The organism is Actinomyces procaprae (assembly GCF_004798665.1).
GTDB lineage: Bacteria > Actinomycetota > Actinomycetes > Actinomycetales > Actinomycetaceae > Actinomyces > Actinomyces procaprae.
This window is the reverse complement of record NZ_CP039292.1, coordinates 2,991,692-3,011,178: the sequence shown is the minus strand read 5'-3', so window position 1 is coordinate 3,011,178 and position 19,487 is coordinate 2,991,692. Positions and strand designations below refer to the sequence as shown.

Sequence of the window (19,487 nt, the reverse complement as noted above, 5' to 3'; positions counted from 1 at the left end):
GTGCTGAACCGTGAAACGCTGGCGGCGATCGCCGAACAGATCAGCGCCTTGATGACCGCCAACCGGGAATACCTGGTCTCCCTCGACCAGGTCAACGGCGACGGCGACCTGGGCATCTCCATGGACGACGGCTTCCGGGCCCTGGCCGCCTACCTCGCCGGACAGGAGCAGACCGACCTCGGACAGCTGCTGCGCGGGGGAGCCGAGGCCCTCAACGGTGCCGCGCCGTCCTCGCTGGGCACCATCCTCAGCTTCGGTCTGATGGGCATGGCCCGCACCCTGCGCGGGAGGACGGAGGCCGACGTGGTCGCCGCCGCGCAGGCCCTGCAGGCGGGCGTGGACGCCATCATGGACAAGGCCGAGTCCAGGCCGGGGCAGAAGACGATCCTGGACGCGCTCGCGCCCGGGGCCGCGGCGCTGACTGAGGGGGCCGGCGCCGTCGCCGCCGGCCAGGCGTCCCTGGGCGAGCTGCTGGCGCGCGCCGCCGAGGCGGCCGCGCAGGGCTCGGAGGCCACGCGGAAGATGGAGGCCGTCCACGGGCGCGCCGCCTACTCCGCCTCCCGGTCCATCGGCGTGCTTGACGGCGGCTCCGTCGTCGGCCGCCTCATCTTCGAGGGCGCCGCGGCCTGGGCGGGCTGAAGGATGCGGATTCGCGGGGGACTGGCAGGGCCTCCCACCCCCGCGGATCCCGCCGTAACGTAGGGGCATGGAATACAGACAGCTGGGAAGAAGCGGCCTGCGGGTCTCCACGATCACGCTGGGCACCATGGGGTTCGGTGGCACCGGGTTCGCCCGCAACGTGGGCCACATTGATGTGGACGGGGCGCGCCGGGAGATCGATATCGCCCGCGACGCGGGCGTGAACCTGATCGACACCGCGGATATCTACTCGGCCGGATTATCCGAGGAGATCCTCGGCAAGGCGCTCGGAGCCGACCGCGATGACGTCTTGATCGCCACCAAGGTGCGTATGCCCATGGGGGAGGGACCCAACGACGCCGGCCTGTCCCGCCACCACATCGTGCGCAGTGTGGAGGCCAGCCTGCGCCGCCTGGGCACCGACTACATCGACCTCTACCAGGTGCACGAGTGGGACGGGATCACGCCGCTGGAGGAGACGCTCTCCGCCCTGGATGACCTGGTGCACGCGGGCAAGGTGCGCTACATCGGCTGCTCCAACTTCGCCGCCTGGCACCTGATGAAGTCCCTGTGGACCGCCGACCGCAACGGCCTGACGCCCTTCGTCAGCAACCAGGTGCACTACTCGCTTCAGACCAGGGACATCGAGCACGAGATCATCCCCACCGCGGTGGACCAGGGCATCGGCATCCTGGTGTGGAGCCCGCTGGCCGGCGGCCTGCTGTCGGGCAAGTATCGGCGCGGGGTTGATGCGCCCGCAGGCAGTCGCCACGTGGAGGGCTGGAACGAGCCGCCGGTCTACGATGCCGAGACCCTCTACGATATTGTGGATGAACTCGTGGCAATTGCCGACGGGCACGGGGTCTTCCCGAGTGCGGTTGCGCTGGCATACACGCTTGCCCAGCCCGCGGTCACCTCGCTGATCGTCGGGGCGCGCAACGAGGAACAGCTGCGGCAGAACCTCGCCGCAGCAGAGTTGAAGCTCACCGCCGAGGAACTTCAGCGACTGGAGCGGGTCAGTGCCACCGGCCTGCCCTACCCGTTCTGGCACCACCTCAACGCCGCCGACCGGCTGAGCCCCGCCGACTTGACGCTGCTGGCTCGGCATCTGCGGGACCGCGGCTGAATGCGGCACCGGGACAGGATAGGTGTCGCCGCTACGCGCAGCCCGCCACGCGCCGGGGCGGGCGCCGCGTAGCGGAGTGCGGCCGGGGCGGATGTCGGTCCCCTGGCCGCCATATGCGCTGAGGCACCATGCACTCCATGCTCGCAGGCTTCATCGGCACCTTGCCGCTTGCCGTCACCGCGCTGCCGGCGGTCCCGCGCAGCCCGGTGCTGCTGTTCGCCGTCCTCATTCAGCCGGTGGCACTGTTGGTCGCCTATCTGGCCGGGCGCGTCGCCTCGCACCTGGTGCGGCGTCGGGCCCGAATCTCGACCTCCACCGCTACACTCACCGCCCTGATCGGCCTGTGGGCCGGGTTCGCCGGCGGCGCCTGGCTGTTCAATGAGGAGTACCTGTGGGCGCCGCGCATGCTTGCCTCCGCCGTCATCGTCGCGGTGATGGTGGTGGGGGTGACCGCGCTGGTGATTACGCGGCTGCAGCACGAGCCGCCGCTGGAGCCGATCGCCGCGGTGGCCCGGCAGGGCGAATCGGAACGGCTCGAACTGAAGTCCTCCGCCCGCGTCAACATGCACACCGGCAAGCGAGATGACGCCATGGAGACCGTGGCCGCAAAGACCGTGGCCGCGTTCCTCAACTCCCGCGGCGGCACGCTGCTGCTGGGCGTCGACGACGACGGGCGCCTGATCGGGCTCGATCCCGACTACGCGACCCTGCGTCAGCCCGACGCCGACCGCTTCGAACTGTTCCTGCGCAGCCTGTGGCGAGTGCGACTGGGAACGAACGCCGCCGCACTGCCGCGTCTGGACTTCGCCCCGGCCACCGACGGGTCGGGCGAGGTGTGCCGGGTGACGGTTCCGCCCTCGCCCACCCCCGTGTATTTGAAGGGGCCCAAGGGCAATGGTGGTACAGAGCTGTGGGTGCGGGTCGGCAACTCCACGCAGCGGCTCGAGGTGGACGACGCCGTCTCCTACATCGCCCGCCGCTGGCCGCAGGAGGTGCGCCCGAGCTTGCGTGCGCGCGTGGGCGCCTACCTGCTCTACCACCGCAAGCGCGCCGCTGCCCCGGAGTCGGCGCAGGCGGACTAATGCGCCTGCGCGGAGGGATAGCCACTGGCGCCGTTGACTCACGATATGAGATAGTGGGAGGGAGCCGAGCGGCGGCAACCGCCCGACTCCCCGGAGACATCCGGAGATGTTGATCTCAGCGGCCTTGCAGGACGCTGAGCAGAGCCGCAAGGGCCCAGATCATCGGCGGAACAGTTTCGACGACGGTCCGCCGGATCTGGGCCTTTTGCTTGCTCTTCATCCCCTTGGGCGCCTTGGCCCTGTGGCGTCGGCGCTTCCGGTTCTTCGACATGCCCAGAGGTCACCTCCTCTCGGTGCACACTCCCCGGCAGAGGTTTCTGCGTTGATCCGGGGTTGCGCCGTGGAGGCGCTGCCATCATCGCACGAATGCGGCGCGTGCTGGGCTCGAACGCAGGCAGTGGCCGGTTGGCGGGGCGGAACCGGGAGTTGCACACATCGGGTCGGATGCCGTGGCGATAATCGGCGGAATCATGCGGTTTCGTCTTATAGCGCGAACCGGTTGCGAGGCTCCAGTGTGCAACGGACCCCTCGCTGCACACTGGAGCCTCGGAACGCGTTTGCGGACGAATGTGAAAACTCCCGTGATTTCAACGAAAAGTAGCGAAGCGCGGGGTTCTGGAAAGCGGTTCATGTGTGCAACGGGCACGGTACGCCCATGCAGACTGCCCAAGCCGAATCCGTGGGGAAGGCTCAGAGGAAGTCGAGGATCGACAGAGCGGTCTGGTAGTCGGTGGCCAGGGCGCTGAGGATACCGCCGCGCACTGCCCCGACGATCGCCTCCACCTTGTCCTCGCCGCCGGCCGCCCCAATGACCAGCGGTATGCGCCTGAGCTCATCGAGCGGCAGCGCCAAGGTGCGCGGGGTCAGCGGTGTGGGCACGGGGCGACCGGCGGCATCGTAGTGGTGATCGAGGATATGCCCGACCGCTCCGCCGATACGGATGGCCTCGCGCACATCCGGGGTCAGGTACTCCGCCAGGATGTTGCCCGCGCCCTTCGCCCCCACTCCGGCCACACCGACGAGGGCCACGTCCGCCCGGGCGGCCAACGCCAGTGTGGTGGCCACCTTCTCCTCGCGCATGAGCGGCCGCAGCAGCGAGGGGTTGTCCACGATCAGCGGCACCGGCATGCGGGCGACCTTCGCCCCGAGCTGGGACGCGATGCGGGTGCAGATGGTCGGAGCATCACGCCCCCAGGACGGCAGACCGCCGGGAATCGAACCGAGTAGTTGGACGATCGTGCAGTCGACCCGGGGGATCTGCGGAATCCGCTGGGCGGCGGCTTGGATGGAGCGTCCATTGCCGACGGCCACGACCTGTCCGTTCGAGACCGAGTTGATCAACAGCTCCGCGGCGGCTTGCCCGACGGCGCCGATGACATCGGTCCCGTCGACCTCGGCGACCCGTACGGCCTTGAGCGGCAACGCCTCCCGCAGCCGTTTCTCGACCGACAGCACGTGTTCCAGAGGGTGGGAGATGGTGATGTGCACGATTCCCTGGTCCCGGGCGCGTGCGAGCAGACGGGAGACGGAGGGGCGGGAGTAGCCGACCTCGCGGGCGATCTCCACCTGGGTGAGGTGCTGCTCGTAGTACATGCGTGCCACCCGCAGCAGCAGTTCGACGTCGCCCCGGGTGCTGTCCTCGCCCACAGCACAATGCTAAGACAGGTCCACCCAGTGGCTGCCGTGCTCCTGCTCAGTGGCCGTGGACGGCGGTGGACGGCCGGGCATGACGGTGTCACTCGGGTCGACACGGGTGGATCGGTGCGAGTCGAAATTTCGATCTTTCGCCGCTCTCGTTGACCCCCGCGGCAGGCGTGCCGCACACTTATCGAAGCGCTTCGACGAAGCGTTTCGAAAACGGAATGTCGGTGAGGATCCGGTGCTCGCAGTGGTTTGCGGGCGCAGGCCGGGCCAGGTCGGGCAGCACCGGGCCGGCCCCGGATGTCTTCCGGACAGGACCAAGGCATCGCCGCAGCGCGGAGGTGTCGAGCAGACCAGGGAGGTGTACATGGCCACCATGCAGGACGTGGCCCGAAGGGCCAATGTCGCCGTCTCGACCGTCTCCTACACCCTGTCCGGCGCCCGCCCGGTGGCCCCGGAGACCGCCCGCCGCATTCGCGCCGCCATGGAGGAGCTCAACTACCAACCCAATGCCATGGCGCGCGGGCTGGCCAGCCGCCGCTCCCACACCCTGGCCATGACCTTCCCCAGCTTCGACACCGCCATGGGCGAGACCGTCTTTGAGATCGTTCGCGGTGCGCAGCACGAGGCCTCCCGCAACGGCTACAACCTCGCCGTCTGGCCCCTGGAGGATGCCGTGGCGGGTGCGGAACTCGTGGCCCTGGTGCGGCAGGGCAAGGCCGACGGCGTGCTGCTGGTCGAGGTGGGAGTCGACGATCCGCGAGTTGCCGCGCTCAAGCGGGCCCGGCTGCCATTCGTCATGGTTGGGCGCACCGCGGACCCGACCGGCCTGGCCTACGTCGACATCGACTTCGAGCGCACCGTCGACGACGCCGTCGGCGAGCTGTATCGGCTCGGCCACCGCCGTATAGCCTTCATCGGGCGTCCCGCCTCCCAGACGGAGGCGGGCTACGGGCCCGCGATCAGGGGTCGACAGGGGTACCTGCGGGCGGTCAGTCACCGCGCGCTGACGCCATTCGCCTTGGCCTGCGACGCCAGTCCTCAGGCCGGCCAGGCCGTGGCCCGCACGCTGATGGAACAGGATTCGCCACCCACCGGCATAGTGGTCATGAATGACATGGCGGCCCTCGGCCTGCTCACCGGACTGCAGGCGCAAGGACTAAGGGTTCCCCGGGATATCTCCGTGGTCGGCGCGGTCTCCTCTCCGACGCTCGGTGCCATGACCACCCCCGTCCTGACGACGACGCATGCGCCCGGCGAGCGCATGGGAGCCTTCGCCACCCGTGCCCTGCTGGCCATCCTCGACGAGCGCCTCGACCCGGCCGACTGCCACCAGCTGGTGACCTGCTCGGTGGTCGAGGGCGAGAGCCTCGGCCCCGCCCCGGGAGCCGACCTGGACGGCAACCATCCGCGCGAAAAGAGCAGCAGCTGAATACAGCCCGCTGAAACCCACAATCTCCCGACGTCAATCGGCGCCGGGCTCCAGCACCACTCCCCAGTGGAGTGACCGTACTCAACGAAGAGGAAACATCATGATGAAGCGCAGGAACTTCAACGCCCTCCTGGCCGCCGCAGCCACCACGGGACTACTCGGCCCGGCACTGTCCGCCTGCGGCTCCTCCGGGTCATCCGGAGGGGGATCGGACACCTTCACCATCTGGGACTACGAATCGGACGACTCCGCCATGGGGCAGGCCTGGGCCCGCGCCGTGGAGATCTTCAAGGAGCAGCATCCCGAAGTCACTGTCAGGATCGAGGACCAGACCTTCGAGCAGCTGCAGAAGAACGCCAAGATCGTGCTGACGGGAGACGACGTCCCGGACATCATGGAGTACAACAAGGGCAACTCCACCTCCGGGCAGCTCGCCTCCCAGGGACTCATCGAGCCGCTGACCGAGCAGGCGACCGAACGCGGCTGGGATGCCAAGCTCGCCGCCTCGCTGCAGACCACCGCCCGCTACACCGAGGACGGCCTCATGGGCGACGGCGACTGGTACGGGGTCCCCAACTACGGCGAGTACGTATTCGTCTACTACAACCAGGACATGTTCGACGCCCAGGGGCTGAGCGTGCCGACCACCCTGAAGGAGTTCGAGGCCGTGTGCGACGCCTTCGTCGCCGCCGGGCAGATCCCGCTGGCCGAGGCCGGCTCGGAGTACCCCATGGGGCAGCTGTGGTACCAGCTCGTCCTGGCCCACGCCGACCGCTCCTTCGTCAACGCCTACCAGCTCTTCGAGGACGACGTCGACTGGAGCGCCGACCCGATCAAGGCCGGAACCGACAAGCTCGTGGAGTGGATCGACAAGGGGTACGTCGCCGCCGACTCCGCCGGCCTGACCGCCGAGGATGCCGGCACCGCCTTCATCAACGGCAGCTATCCCATGTTCGTCTCCGGCTCCTGGTGGTTCGGGCGGATCGTCGGGGACATGGCCGACAAGAACTGGGACCAGTTCCTCTTCCCGGGCACGGAACTGTTCCCGGGCTCCTCCGGGAACCTGTGGGTGGTGCCGACCAACGCCAAGAACAAGGAGCTCGCCTACGACTTCATCGACATCACCCTGTCCGATGAGGTCCAGGCGATCCTTGGTGAGAAGGGCGGGCTGCCGGTGAGTGGCGATCCCTCCACCATTGAGGACGACAAGACCCGCACCATGACCGAGAACTTCGCTCAGATCAACGAGCAGGACGGCCTGGCCTTCTACCCGGACTGGCCGGTGGCGGGCTTCTACGACCAGATCGTCTCCGCCATGCAGTCCCTCATCAACGGTTCCAAGACCGGCGACGAGGCTCTTGCCGACCTGCGCTCCGCATATGACGAGGGCAAGGCCGATATGGGCATTGAGGGCTGACCGTGCACGCCCGAACCGAACGGCCCTCGCGCCGCAGATCGCGGAGTCTGGCCTACCTGCCCTACCTCATTCCGGGAGCGGTCTGCTTCACCATCATCATTCTGGTGCCGCTCGCCCTGAACGTCTGGTACTCGCTCAACAGCTGGAAGGGCGGCATGTCGCCGATGCGGTTCATCGGGCTGGACAATTATGCCCAACTGCTGGATGACGCGAAGTTCTGGGCGTCCTTCCGCAACTCGTTGTCGATGATCGTGGCCATGGTCATCATCCCGACGCTCATCGGGCTGGTGCTGGCTGCCGTCCTGTTCGACTACATCGGCAAGCACTTCGGCTCTCGTACCGCCGCGACGCTGCGCGCCATGTACTACCTGCCGCAGATCCTGCCGATCTCCGTGGCCGGCATCGTGTGGAACTGGATCCTCAACTCCCAGACGGGTGCGGTCAACACGATTCTGCGCGGCCTGGGTGTCACCGACCCGCCCAACTGGCTGGGTTCCACCTCGACGGCGTTGGGCTCGGTCATGTTCGTGCTCATCTGGATCCAGATCGGCTACCCGACCGTCATCTTCATGTCCGCCCTGCAGCGGGTGGACCCGGAGTTGTACGAGGCGGCCGAGCTCGACGGCGCGGGCTGGTTCGCGCGCTTCCGCGCCATCACCGTGCCGCAGATCCGGCCGGAGACCTTCGTGATCGTGCTCACCTGCACCATCGCGGCGCTGAAGGTGTTCGCGCCCATTTACGTGCTCACCCGTGGCGGTCCGGAGAGCTCCACCCTGGTGCCGAGCTACTACTCCTACCTGAACTTCTTCGACAAGTCGAAGGTCGGCTACGGCGCCGCCATCTCAACCGTGCTCACAATCGTCATTATCGTCATCGCCGGCGTCATCCAGGTCTTCCAGAACCGCAGCGCCCGGCGCGAGGAGGAGGGACGCTGACATGTCCGACACCGTCCTCAGCTCAGCATCTGTGGCCACTCGTGCGGCGGGCGCAACCAAACGCGCCCCGGCGCCGAAACCGGGCACGGCCACTCGCAGGAAGGACCGCTTCCATCGGGGTGTCGGACGCTGGATCGTGCTCGCCGTCGTCGGCCTGTTCGCGCTGGCCATGGTGGCGCCGTTCCTGCTGATGGTCATCAACGCCTTCAAATCTCCGGCCGACTACTCCGGCGGCAGCCCGCTGTCCCTGCCCAAGCAGATCTACACCGACGGCCTGGCCTACTTCTGGCAGCGGGTCAACTTCCCCGTCAAGCTGTGGAACTCCATCTGGACCTCGGCGGTGGTGGCGGTCGCCGGCACGCTGCTGTCCCTGCTGAACGCCTACGCCATCGGCGTGGGCCGGGTGCGGGGGCGCGCCTGGATCGTGGCCGTGTTCATGATCGCCAACATGCTGCCGCAGGAGGGGCTGATCTACCCCCTGTTCACCATGGCGCAGCGGGTCGGGCTCACCGACAACCCGTGGTCGATCGTCATCATCTTCACCGTCATCCAGTCGGCCTTCGGCACCTACCTGCTCTCCTCCGTGCTGGGCACCTTCCCACGCGCCCTGCTGGAGGCGGCCGAGCTCGACGGCGCCGGCCGCTGGCAGATCCTGTGGCGGGTGGTCTACCCGATCGTCCGCCCCACCATGAGCGTGCTCGCGATCTTCTTCTTCATCTGGACGTGGAATGAGTTCTTCATTCCGCTGGTGATGCTCACCAGCAATGACAACCAGACCGTGCCGATTGCGCTTTCCAGCCTGCAGGGGGACCGCATGCTCGATGTGCCCACACTCAACGCCGGCGCCCTCGTCTCGCTTGTTCCGACCTTCCTGTTCTTCCTCTTCTTCCAGCGCACCCTGACCCGCGGCGTCACCGCCGGCGCGGTCAAGTAAAGGAACCCGCCATGAAGTTCTCCAACGGCTATTGGCTCGACCGTCCCGGTTACACCGTGGAAAAGGCCCGCGGCCTGCTCGACCTGTCCGTCGGCTCCGCTCACTGCGGCGACACCGGCAGCACTGTTCACGCGTACGCCCCGGTCCGCCCGGTGTCCACCCGTGGCGACACCTTGAACGTGGCGCTGCTGTCGGCGACCTTCACCGCCGTCGCCGACGGCGTCATCAAGGTGGAGCTGGTCAACCACCGCGGCGTGCGCGACCGCGGGCCGCATTTCGCGGTAGCCGCTACGGAGGACTATCAGGGCGAGGTCGAGCAGGTGGCGGGCGGCGTCACCCTGCGGGCCGGCGCGCTGGCCGTGACCCTGCGGGAGGGGGAGGACTGGACGGCTGCCTTCAGCTCCGCCGGACGCCCGCTCACGGCGAGCCTGCCGCGCGCCGTCGCCCACGTCGTCGGGCCGGACGGGACCGCCTACATGCGCGAACAGCTCTCCCTGCGCCCGGGGGAGCGGGTCTACGGGCTGGGGGAGCGCTTCGGCGCCTTCACCAAGAACGGCCAGAGCGTGGACATCTGGAACGAGGACGGCGGCACCGCCTCCGAGCAGGCCTACAAGAACATCCCCTTCTACCTCACCAGCGCCGGTTACGGCGTCTTCGTCGCCGAGGCCGGCGGGGTGTCCTTCGAGGTCGGCAGCGAGGTCACCACCCGCGTGCAGTTTTCCGTGGAGGGCGAGCGGCTGACCTACTACGTGATTGACGGTCCCACGCCGAAGGAGGTGCTCCGGCGCTACACGGCGCTGACCGGCCGCGCCCCGATGGTGCCCACCTGGTCCTTCGGACTGTGGCTGACCACCTCCTTCACCACCGACTACGACGAACAGACCGTCATGTCATTCATCGACGGCATGGAGCAGCGCGGTCTGCCGTTGAGCGTGTTCCACTTCGACACCTTCTGGATGCGTGGCTTTCACTGGTGCGACTTCGTGTGGGACCCGGCCACCTTCCCCGACCCGGCCGGCATGCTGGAACGCATCAAGGCCCGCGGCCTGCGCGTATGCGTGTGGATCAACCCCTATATCGCCCAGCGCTCGGCATTGTTCGATGAGGGCGCCGCCCGCGGCTACCTGGTGCGCACCACCTCCGGCGACGTGTGGCAGACCGATCTGTGGCAGGCGGGCATGGCCCTGGTCGACTTCACCAACCCCGACGCCGTCGCCTGGTACCGCGGGAAGCTCCAGGCGCTGCTGGACATGGGCGTGGACTGCTTCAAGACCGACTTCGGGGAGCGGATCCCAGTGACCGGCATCGCCTGGCACGACGGCTCGGATGCGGAGAAGATGCACAACTACTACACCCACCTTTACAACCGCACCGTCTTCGAGCTGCTGCGCGAGCAGCGCGGCCAGGGGGAGGCGGTCCTGTTCGCCCGATCGGCCACGGCGGGTGGACAGCAGTTCCCCGTGCACTGGGGCGGCGACAACGAGTCCACCTACGCCTCCATGGGGGAGACGCTGCGCGGCGGCTTGTCCCTGTGCGCGTCCGGCTTCGCCTATTGGAGCCACGACATCGGCGGTTTCGAGGGCACCCCCGACCCGGGCGTGTTCAAGCGCTGGCTGGCCTTCGGCCTGCTGTCCTCGCATGCCCGGCTGCACGGCTCGAACTCGGTGCGCGTGCCCTGGGCCTTCGACGCCGAGGCGGTCGAGGTGGCCGGCCGGTTCATCCGCCTGCGGCTGTCGCTCATGCCCTACCTGTACCGGCTGGCGGAGCAGGCGCACGCCTCGGGGGTGCCGATGATGCGGCCCATGTTCCTGGAATTCCCCGACGACCCCGGGGCCCGGGACGTCGACACCCAGTACATGCTCGGGGAGGCCCTACTGGTGGCGCCCGTGATGGACGCCGACGGCGAGGTGGAGGTCTACCTGCCCGAAGGCACCTGGACCTCCTGGTGGGATGGGACGACGGTGGCTGGGCCGCGGTGGGTGCGCGAGCGGCACGGCCTGGACACCCTGCCGCTGTACGTGCGGCAGGGGAGCGTGCTGCCCGTGACGGCACGGGTGGAGAGGCCGGAGGAGGACTGGGCGGCGGACCTGACGTTGCGCTGCTTCGGCCTGGCGGACGGTGATGAGCGGGAGGTGGTGGTGCCTGCGCACGACGGGTATGCGGCGGTCGCCTTCCGAGTCGCCTGCCGCGGCGGCGCAATTACGGCGCGGGCCGACGGTGCTCGCGGGCCGTGGCGGCTGGAGGCCGGCGGGACCTGCGTGCAGGCTGACGGGGATGCGGCCGTGGTGGAGTATCCGCCAGGGATCGTGGCCGCCTACTGAACCGAACGGCGGGCTTCGTGGTGGCCTAACCGGGACGGCCTCACACTATTCACTTCGGTGCCCGCAGCAGAGAGACACCCTCGTGAAAGAGCGGGGTGATGAGTTCGGGGTCCCTGCCCTTCAGGGGGAGTGCTCCCTCCAACTGATCGACCAGTAGGTCGACGGCGGTGGCGGTTACTTTGGGCACGTCGGAGTCGTAGTAGGTGTAATCGATGCCGGTGTGGGAGGAGTCCCCCGAGCCTCCGGCCCCGATCACCGAGACGTCGACTCCGGGCGTGAGGCCCTCCACGATTAGAGCATTGATTACGTCGTCTATCGATGTGGCCGGCGTGGTTATGAACGCGTCTGCGCCGTGGGCCCGGCCGAGGTGGCCCCGCAGGGCCTGGTGTGTGGGGGAGAAGCCTCTCGCCACGGCGAGTGGTTCCAGGGCCAGCCCCAGATCGGCGGCCCGTGACTCCAAGGCATCGGTGAAGCGGCGGATGAAGCCCATGGGGCGGACGTGCTCGGAGGCCGGAGTGACCACGACGGCGTGGGTGTGTCCGGCGTCGTGAATCCTTTGTGCGCAGCCCGCCCCGATGGCCTCGAAGTCCGTGTCCGTGGCGACCACGGACTGCGCGTCATGGCTCAGCCCGATGAAGACCGAGGGGATGCGCAGATCGTGTGCGGCCGCCACGCGAGCATCGGTGTCGAGCACATCCATTACTAGGATGCCGTCGCACAGTGCCGAGCCGACCAGACGGCGCATGCCCTCCACGTCCTCCTCGCCGCTGATGACCAGCAGGTCGTAGCCGCGACGTCGGCATGCGGCGGCCAGGGAGACGATGTAGCGGTACTGGCCCGGGGCGTCTATGCGCTCGTGGTAGGGCACCAGCAGGCCCAGGATTCTGCTCTGACTGCTCTTCAGCGCCCTGGCGCTCGCATGCGGGCGATACCCGAGCTCGTCCATTGCCTCGCGCACGCGCGCACGCGTATCCGGCGAGACGAACCGCTTGCCGCTCAATACATAGGAGACCGTGGACTGGGAGACTCCCGCGGCCAGCGCGACGTCACGACTTGTGGGTGAGGACTGCATGGTGGGCACTCTCGGTTGGGGCCGACGGGCAGGTCGTGCTCGCACACGCGCTTGCCAGGTTGGGTTCACGATGATACATTTCTCGCCCGAGGCGGAGCGAAGACGCTTCGTCAGGTCTTTCTCACAACACCGCAGGGCGACACACAGCGAATCTTACCGGTACGCATACGTTTGCGCATACGTATCGATAGGTTCATCGTCGCCCCGGGGAACGGAGTCGACATGTTCATCAACACCCGGAACGCCGCGGGGTCGCACCCCGCTGGGAGCCGTACCGTTAACCGTCGCCGTGTCCTTCAGGGCGCCGCGCTGGCCGCCGCAGCGCTTCCGCTTGCCGCCTGCGGCCGGGGCGGCGCGACCGGCAAGGGCGGAGAGGTCACCTCCCTAAAGGTGCTCGACTACTACGCCGATGAGCCGGACAACCAGATCTTCCAGAAGGCACTCGAGGCCGCCGCGGAGCAGGTCGGTGTCACCATTGAGCGCGAGGCCGTCTCCGGCACCGGCCTGATTCAGAAGGTTTTGCAGATGAGCTCCTCACGCACTCTGCCCGACCTGCTCATGCTGGACAATCCCGACCTCCAGCAGATCGCCGCCACCGGGGCGTTGGCGCCCCTGAGCACCTTCGGCATCACCGCCGACGGCTTCATCGACGGATTCGTCGGCGCGGGCACCTACGACGGCGAGCTCTACGGCATGGGTCCGTGTGCCAACACCCTCGGCCTGTACTACAACAAGGACCTGTTGGACGCCGCCGGTGTCGCGGTGCCCACCACCTGGGACGAGCTGAAGTCCACCGCCAAGACCCTGACCAAGGACGGTGCATACGGGGTCGCCTTCTGCGCCAAGGCCTCCTACGAGGGCTCCTGGCAGTTCCTGCCCTTCTTCTGGTCCGCGGGCGCGGACGAGACCGATATTGCCACCCCGGAGGCGGCCAGCGCTCTCCAGCTGCTGGTGGGCCTGGTGAACGATGGCTCGGCCTCCCAGTCCGTCGTCAACTGGGGCCAGGGCGATCTGGGTGAGCAGTTCACCTCCGGCAAGGCGGCGATGATCGTCAACGGCCCGTGGATGACCAACACCTTCAACGACTCCGGCATCAACTGGGGCGTGGCCGAGATGCCGGTGCCCAAGGCCGGAGACACCGCCGTGTCTCCCCTCGGCGGTGAGCTGTGGACGGTGCCGGCCACCGGCGACGAGGCGCGTCAGAAGAAGGCCGCCGAGCTGCTCGCGGTGCTGCTGGGCAAGGAGTCGATCCTGGAACTCAACACCACCCGTTTCACCATCCCCACGCGCGAGGAGGCCGACGCCGACTACCTCGCCGAGCTGCCGGACATGGAGCCCCTGGTCACCGCCGTCAACAACGGGCGCTCCCGCACCGCCAAGCTCGGTGAGGCCTGGCCCAAGACGGCGGAGGCCCTGTACAACGCCATGCAGTCCGCCCTGACCGGCAAGGCCGCCCCATTGCAGGCCCTCCAGACCGCCAAGGCGGACTTCGTCTCTTGAGGGCGGCGGCGGCCGGGGTGTGGCCCCGCTTCCGGCCGCCGCGTCGGCTCGACTGACCGCAACCCACCCAGAAGGAGACGATGATGACTGAACCGCGCCCAGGCCCGGCGCGCCGGCAGATGCGTCGGCGCGAGGAGGCCTTCCGCTGGGCCTTCCTGGCACCCGCGATCGCGTTCCTGCTGCTGTACTTCGGCTATCCGATCGTCAAGAACCTGATGATGAGTGTGCAGGACTACACCACCCGCACCTTCTACACCGGCGAGGCTCCATTCGTGGGCCTGGCCAACTACGCGGCGGTTGTGAAGTCCTCCGTGTTCTCAACCGCGCTGATCAACACGGTGCTGTTCACGGTCGGCTCCATCACCGGGCAGTTCACCATCGGCCTGGCCCTGGCGGTCTTCTTCAAGAAGCACTTCCCGCTCAACGGGGTCATGCGCTCACTCATGCTGCTGCCATGGCTGCTGCCCATGATCGTGTCCAGCGCCATCTGGAAGTGGATGCTGGACAAGGACTCCGGCGTCGTCAACCAGCTCCTCGGGCTCGCCGGCGTCGAGAACATTCCGTGGCTTACCAGCACCGAGGTTGCCCTGGTCGCCGTCGTCATGGTCAACATCTGGCTGGGCATCCCCTTCAACATGACCATCCTGTACTCCGGGCTGCAGGACATTCCCGACGAGCTTTACGAGGCCGCCGCCCTGGACGGCGCCACCGGATGGAAGGCCTTCAGGAACATCACCTGGCCCCTGCTGCGGCCGGTGGTCTCCGTGGTGCTGATACTCGGGGTGGTCTACACCCTCAAAGTACTCGACATCATCCTGGGGCTGACCGAGGGCGGTCCCTCCGGCGCCACCGAGACCCTGGCCACCCAGTCCTACCGGCTCTCCTTTGCGAACTTCGAGTTCGGTCAGGGCGCGGCGCTCGGCAACATCCTGGTGCTCATCTCCCTGGTGTTCGCCTTGGCCTATCTGCGGATGACCCGTTCCGGAGTGGAGGACTGAGGCCATGTCTCACAAACAGCCCCGCAGGTCCTGGGTCTATACGGTATTGGGCTGCCTCTTCCTGGCGTTCATGCTGTTTCCGGTCTACTGGATGGTCAACGCCTCCTTCCAACCCGGAGTCTCCACCGCCGATCTCGACTGGCTGCCCATCCATCCCGGTCTGGACGGCTACCGGGCCGCCTTCTCCACCCAAGGGGCGAACCTGCTCACCAGCCTGGTGGTGGCCGTGGGTGCCGTCCTGGTCTGCCTGACGGTTGCCACCCCGGCGGCCTACGCCCTGAGCCTGTACCGGGTGCGCGGGGCGGCGGCGGTCATGTTCGCCCTGCTGCTCAGCCAAATGATCCCGGGCATCGTGATCGCCAACGCCCTTTACTCGGCATACAACGACCTGGGGATACTCAACACGACCGTCGGCCTCATCCTGGCCGACTCGGCTCTGGGCGTACCCTTCTCCATCCTGATCATTCAGGCATTCATGCGGGCCATCCCCATGTCCCTGCTGGAGGCCGCCCGGGTCGACGGCGCGGGACGGCTGCGCACCTTCGTCTGGATCGTCCTGCCGCTGAGCCGGAATGCCATGATCACCGCCGCGCTGTTCAGCTTCCTGTTCGCCTGGAGCGACTTCCTGTTCGCCCTCACACTGAACTCGAACTCGGCCGCACGTCCGGTGACCCTGGGGATATACCTGTTCATCGGCGGATACGTGGCCGACTGGGGCTCGGTGATGGCGACGGCGACCATGGCCTCCGTGCCCGCCGCCGTGCTGCTGGTGGCGGCGCAGAAATACATTGCGGCGGGCGCCACCGGTGGTGCCGTCAAGGCCTGAGCCGAACCACTCATTTCATTCAAGACCCCCCTTTTCAATGACATTAGGAGAAAGAAATGCTGGACTATTCGCCAATCGACAACGGCTTCGAAGTGCGTCACGAGCATGAGGTGCTTCGCGTCGAACAATGGGGGCGCGACTCGGTGCGGGTACGCGCCGCGCAGCACCGCATCCCCACCGACGACGTCGGCGCCCTGGACGCGCTCCCACCGGCAGCCCCCGGCTGCCGGGTGAGCCGCGAGGGGGACGTGGTCACCTTGGTGGCGGGCGAGATCACGGTTCGGGCCCGGCTCGACTCCGGCGACGGCAAGCCCGCGGTGATGCTGAGCTTCCACCGGACCGACGACGGCTCTGAGCTGCTGGCCGAGGACCGCGAGCACTTCTGGTGGCCGGGCGCGCACGTCTTCTACGGGCAGCGGTCGGGACTGTATGAGATCCACCAGCGTTTCAAGGCCTATGCGGGCGAGCGCATCTACGGCCTGGGCCAGCACCAGCACGGCCGCCTGGACCACAAGGGGCTGGTACTGGACCTCGTTCAGCGCAACACCGAGGTGAACATCCCCTTCTACCTGTCCAGCCGCGGCTACGGATTCCTGTGGAACAACCCCGCCGTCGGCCGGGTCGAGTTCGCGGAGAACGGCACCCGCTGGGTCGCCGATGCCGCCCCCGCCCTGGATTACTGGGTGACCGCGGGGGACAGTCCGGCGCAGATCGTCTCCCACTACGCCGACGCCGTCGGGCACGCCCCGCAACTGCCCGACTGGGCCTCCGGCTTCTGGCAGTGCAAGCTCCGTTACCGCAGTCAGGAGGAGATCCTTCAGGTGGCGCGCGAGTATCGGCGTCGCGGACTGCCGCTGTCGGTGATCGTCACCGACTTCTTCCACTGGACCGCCATGGGTGATTACCGCTTCGACCCGGCGGAGTATCCCGACCCGGCCGCCATGATGCGGGAGCTGGATGAGCTCGGCGTCAAGCTGATGGTGTCGATCTGGCCCACCGTCTCACCGCTATCGGAGAACTATGAGGAGATGAGCAGCCGCGGCCTGCTGGTCGGCAGTGATCAGGGCGTGGAGTTCCATCAAGACATCCACGACAAGCAGATGCCCCGTTCCCTGCCGGTGGCCTTCTACGATCCCACCAATCCGCGCACCAGGCGGTTCGTCTGGGAGACGGTGAAGCGGAACTACTTCGACGTCGGCGTACGGGTGTGGTGGCTGGACGCCTGCGAGCCTGAACTCAATCCCGGGCACCCGAAGAACCTGTCCTTCCATGCCGGCCCCGGGGCCGCCGTCGCCAATATCTACCCGCGGGACAATGCCCGCCTGTTCCACGAGGGCCACCACGCCTCCGGGGGAGGCGACACCGTGCTGCTGTGCCGCTCGGCTTGGGCGGGCCAGGCCAAGTACGGTGCGGCGGTGTGGTCCGGTGACATCCCGCCGACCTGGGAGTCTCTGGCCACCCAGGTGCGGGCCGGTCTGAGCATCGGCATCTCCGGCATCCCCTGGTGGACCACCGACATTGGCGGCTTCCACGGCGGAGACCCCGACGACGAGGCCTACCGTGAGCTGTACGCCCGCTGGTTCGCCTACGGCACCTTCTGTCCCCTGTTCCGGCTCCACGGGCACCGCGAGCCGCGTGGCGAACTGGGCTCGCCCATCAGCGGCGGTCCGAATGAGGTGTGGAGTTATGGGGAGCGCTGCCTGGAGATCGCTCGGACCCACATGGAGCTGCGTGAACGGCTGCGCCCCTACATCGCCGAGGTCATGGCGGAGGCGTCGGCCACCGGCATGCCCGCGATGCGGACGCTGTTCCTGGACTTCCCACGGGACCCCGCCGCCTGGGACGTTGAGGACGAATTCCTCCTGGGGTCGGATCTGCTGGTGGCGCCGGTGACGGAGCCCGGCGTCACCAGCAGGCCGGTGTATCTGCCGGCCGGAGCCCGGTGGACGGAGATCCACTCAGGGCTCACATTCGAAGGTGGCGTCACCATTGAGACGGACGCCCCGCAGGAGTACATTCCGGTGTTCCAGCGGGAGGGCGGAGCCCTGGCGCTGTGACCGGGACGGTCGCCTCAGTCGAGCTTGAAGGCGCGGCGGGGGATCGCGTCGACCAGGTCGCGGGCCACGGCCGCCGCCTCATCCAGGCCGAGCCGGTGCTCGACCACCAGCCGCGCCAGGAAACCGGCGTCGCAGCGCCGTGCAATGCCGTGCCGGGCAGGGATCGAGCAGAAGGCCCGGGTGTCGTCGATGAAGCCGGAGGTCTTGTAGAAGGTCGCCGAGCCCGTCGTCGCCTCCCGAAAGCGGATGATCGCGTCGGGCTCGTCGATGAACCACCACGGCACCCCCACGTACACGGCCCGGTACCATCCGGCCAGCGGCGCCAGTTCCCGGGAGTAGACCGTCTCATCCATGGTGAAGGGGATCAGGTGGAAGCCGTCGGCGTTGCCGTAGGCGTCCAGCAGCGGCTGCAGGGCACGCGTGAACTCCACCGCCGTGGGGATGTCCCCGCCCACGTCAGCACCGTACCGGGCCAGCGCCCCGGAGTCGTGGTTGCGATACACGGCCGGGTGCAGCGTCATCACCAACCCGTCGTCCACCGCCAGCCGGGCCTGGTCGTTCACCATGTGGCGACGCAGCCGGGCGGCGTCGGCGGAGTCGATCCGTCCCGCCAGGGCGCGCGCGTACAGCACCTCCGCCTCCGCGTCCTCCAGCCGCTGTGTGCCCGCATCCGCATGCGAGTGGTCGGAGGAGACCGCGCCGCAGGCCTTGAAGAAGGCCCGTCGGCGCCGCATCGCCTCCACGTGGCCCGCGTAGGTGGAGACGTCCTGGTCGGCGGCCCGCCCCAGCGCCTTGGTCAACTCCCGCCAGCCGGGCCGGGCCGGCTCCAGGTAGGCGTCGGGGCGGAACGTCGGGATCACCCGGCCGTTCCAATCCGAGTCGGCGGCCAGGGCGCGGTGGGCGGCCAAGTCCGAGCAGGGATCGTCCGTCGTCGCCAGCACGGCGATGTTGAAGCGCTCGTACAGGGCGCGGGCCGTGAACTGCGGCGTGTGCAGGGCGGCATCGATCTGGTCATAAATGGCGTCCGCGGTCGCTGCCGATGGCCGCACCCGCACCCCGAAGACGTCGTGGAAGACCTCGGTGAACCAGGTCTGTACCGGGGTACCGGCCAGCAGGTGCCAGTGCTCGCACAGCAGCCGGAACGCCGCCCGAGACTGCTGCGCGCTCAGCTCACTGCCCACCGGGACACCCAGTTGCTCCAGTTCCACCCCGCCCAGGGAGTGCAGCAAACGGTTGGTGTAGTGGTCCGGAGTGAGCAACAGGCTGGTGGGGTCGGCGAAGGAGACGTCCTGGGCCAGCCACTCGGGTGGGACGTGCCCGTGCGGGGAGATGATCGGCGTGTCGGCCACCTCCGCCAGGAGTTCGCGGGCCACCGCGCGGGTGGCCGGGTCGGCGGGCAGCAGCCGGTCGGGGTTAAGGGCCAGTGGCTGGACTGGGGCGGACACGGTGGTCTCCTTGGTAACTGGTGCTGATACTGGGGCATGGCGGTCGACGACGATGTCGGTTA

General features: G+C 67.9%; 16 protein-coding genes. 12 read left to right on the top strand and 4 right to left on the bottom strand.

Annotation, left to right across the window (positions count from 1 at the left end; translation table 11 throughout):
• From E4J16_RS12310 to E4J16_RS12300, 3 genes are all read left to right on the top strand, one after another.
• Positions 1–639 carry a dihydroxyacetone kinase subunit L gene (locus tag E4J16_RS12310; protein WP_204519847.1) on the top strand — a complete coding sequence of 213 codons (639 nt, stop codon included), beginning with the start codon at positions 1–3 and terminating at the stop codon, positions 637–639.
• A gap of 67 nt (positions 640–706) precedes the next feature.
• A complete protein-coding gene (locus E4J16_RS12305; RefSeq protein ID WP_136314148.1) occupies positions 707–1,765 on the top strand; it encodes an aldo/keto reductase in 1,059 nt (352 codons plus the stop codon).
• Between the two features lie 137 nt (positions 1,766–1,902).
• Positions 1,903–2,847 (top strand): AlbA family DNA-binding domain-containing protein, encoded by a 945-nt coding sequence (locus tag E4J16_RS12300; protein WP_136314147.1) that lies wholly within the window; start codon positions 1,903–1,905, stop codon positions 2,845–2,847.
• A 115-nt stretch (positions 2,848–2,962) separates the two neighbouring features.
• Here E4J16_RS12300 and E4J16_RS15165 read toward each other — a convergent pair whose 3' ends face one another.
• The gene (locus E4J16_RS15165) at positions 2,963–3,118 is read right to left on the bottom strand and encodes a hypothetical protein (RefSeq protein WP_168709506.1); all 156 of its coding nucleotides are present in this window, start codon (positions 3,116–3,118) and stop codon (positions 2,963–2,965) included.
• 419 nt (positions 3,119–3,537) lie between these two features.
• Positions 3,538–4,494 (bottom strand): sugar-binding transcriptional regulator, encoded by a 957-nt coding sequence (locus E4J16_RS12295; RefSeq protein ID WP_136314146.1) that lies wholly within the window; start codon positions 4,492–4,494, stop codon positions 3,538–3,540.
• A gap of 361 nt (positions 4,495–4,855) precedes the next feature.
• Here E4J16_RS12295 and E4J16_RS12290 point away from each other — a divergent pair, with 361 nt between their 5' ends.
• From E4J16_RS12290 to yicI, 5 genes are all read left to right on the top strand, one after another.
• Entirely contained in the window at positions 4,856–5,920 is a 1,065-nt protein-coding gene (locus E4J16_RS12290; protein WP_168709505.1) for a LacI family DNA-binding transcriptional regulator, read from the top strand.
• A 100-nt stretch (positions 5,921–6,020) separates the two neighbouring features.
• Positions 6,021–7,337 carry an ABC transporter substrate-binding protein gene (locus E4J16_RS12285; protein WP_136314144.1) on the top strand — a complete coding sequence of 439 codons (1,317 nt, stop codon included), beginning with the start codon at positions 6,021–6,023 and terminating at the stop codon, positions 7,335–7,337.
• Positions 7,338–7,339: 2 nt separating this feature from the next.
• Positions 7,340–8,272, top strand: a complete 933-nt coding sequence (locus tag E4J16_RS12280) for a carbohydrate ABC transporter permease (RefSeq protein ID WP_240038140.1) — start codon at positions 7,340–7,342, stop codon at positions 8,270–8,272.
• Position 8,273: 1 nt separating this feature from the next.
• On the top strand, positions 8,274–9,206 hold the full coding sequence (locus E4J16_RS12275) for a carbohydrate ABC transporter permease (RefSeq protein WP_136314143.1): 933 nt from the start codon (positions 8,274–8,276) through the stop codon (positions 9,204–9,206).
• Between the two features lie 11 nt (positions 9,207–9,217).
• Positions 9,218–11,527 carry an alpha-xylosidase gene (yicI, locus tag E4J16_RS12270; RefSeq protein WP_136314142.1) on the top strand — a complete coding sequence of 770 codons (2,310 nt, stop codon included), beginning with the start codon at positions 9,218–9,220 and terminating at the stop codon, positions 11,525–11,527.
• Between the two features lie 49 nt (positions 11,528–11,576).
• On the opposite strand, the gene E4J16_RS12265 is transcribed toward yicI, so the two are convergent.
• A complete protein-coding gene (locus E4J16_RS12265; RefSeq protein ID WP_136314141.1) occupies positions 11,577–12,599 on the bottom strand; it encodes a LacI family DNA-binding transcriptional regulator in 1,023 nt (340 codons plus the stop codon).
• A gap of 222 nt (positions 12,600–12,821) precedes the next feature.
• Between E4J16_RS12265 and E4J16_RS12260 the strand changes: the two genes are divergently transcribed.
• From E4J16_RS12260 to E4J16_RS12245, 4 genes are all read left to right on the top strand, one after another.
• On the top strand, positions 12,822–14,099 hold the full coding sequence (locus tag E4J16_RS12260; RefSeq protein WP_136314140.1) for a sugar ABC transporter substrate-binding protein: 1,278 nt from the start codon (positions 12,822–12,824) through the stop codon (positions 14,097–14,099).
• Between the two features lie 80 nt (positions 14,100–14,179).
• Entirely contained in the window at positions 14,180–15,097 is a 918-nt protein-coding gene (locus tag E4J16_RS12255) for a carbohydrate ABC transporter permease (protein ID WP_204519845.1), read from the top strand.
• 4 nt (positions 15,098–15,101) lie between these two features.
• A complete protein-coding gene (locus E4J16_RS12250; protein ID WP_136314139.1) occupies positions 15,102–15,923 on the top strand; it encodes a carbohydrate ABC transporter permease in 822 nt (273 codons plus the stop codon).
• 56 nt (positions 15,924–15,979) lie between these two features.
• Positions 15,980–17,980, top strand: a complete 2,001-nt coding sequence (locus tag E4J16_RS12245) for a glycoside hydrolase family 31 protein (protein WP_136314138.1) — start codon at positions 15,980–15,982, stop codon at positions 17,978–17,980.
• Between the two features lie 14 nt (positions 17,981–17,994).
• Here E4J16_RS12245 and uxaC read toward each other — a convergent pair whose 3' ends face one another.
• Complete coding sequence (gene uxaC, locus E4J16_RS12240; protein ID WP_136314137.1) at positions 17,995–19,425, bottom strand: glucuronate isomerase; 1,431 nt, start codon at positions 19,423–19,425, stop codon at positions 17,995–17,997.
• Between the last annotated feature and the right edge of the window lie 62 nt (positions 19,426–19,487).

What these genes read in the sequence shown, in the direction of transcription:
- E4J16_RS12305 (WP_136314148.1), top strand. Translation starts at nt 707, where the DNA reads ATGGAATACAGACAGCTGGGAAGAAGCGGCCTGCGGGTCTCCACGATC.
- E4J16_RS12300 (WP_136314147.1), top strand. Translation starts at nt 1,903, where the DNA reads ATGCTCGCAGGCTTCATCGGCACCTTGCCGCTTGCCGTCACCGCGCTG.
- E4J16_RS15165 (WP_168709506.1), bottom strand. Translation starts at nt 3,118, where the DNA reads ATGTCGAAGAACCGGAAGCGCCGACGCCACAGGGCCAAGGCGCCCAAG.
- E4J16_RS12290 (WP_168709505.1), top strand. Translation starts at nt 4,856, where the DNA reads ATGGCCACCATGCAGGACGTGGCCCGAAGGGCCAATGTCGCCGTCTCG.
- E4J16_RS12285 (WP_136314144.1), top strand. Translation starts at nt 6,021, where the DNA reads ATGATGAAGCGCAGGAACTTCAACGCCCTCCTGGCCGCCGCAGCCACC.
- E4J16_RS12275 (WP_136314143.1), top strand. Translation starts at nt 8,274, where the DNA reads ATGTCCGACACCGTCCTCAGCTCAGCATCTGTGGCCACTCGTGCGGCG.
- yicI (WP_136314142.1), top strand. Translation starts at nt 9,218, where the DNA reads ATGAAGTTCTCCAACGGCTATTGGCTCGACCGTCCCGGTTACACCGTG.
- E4J16_RS12265 (WP_136314141.1), bottom strand. Translation starts at nt 12,599, where the DNA reads ATGCAGTCCTCACCCACAAGTCGTGACGTCGCGCTGGCCGCGGGAGTC.
- E4J16_RS12260 (WP_136314140.1), top strand. Translation starts at nt 12,822, where the DNA reads ATGTTCATCAACACCCGGAACGCCGCGGGGTCGCACCCCGCTGGGAGC.
- E4J16_RS12255 (WP_204519845.1), top strand. Translation starts at nt 14,180, where the DNA reads ATGATGACTGAACCGCGCCCAGGCCCGGCGCGCCGGCAGATGCGTCGG.
- E4J16_RS12250 (WP_136314139.1), top strand. Translation starts at nt 15,102, where the DNA reads ATGTCTCACAAACAGCCCCGCAGGTCCTGGGTCTATACGGTATTGGGC.
- E4J16_RS12245 (WP_136314138.1), top strand. Translation starts at nt 15,980, where the DNA reads ATGCTGGACTATTCGCCAATCGACAACGGCTTCGAAGTGCGTCACGAG.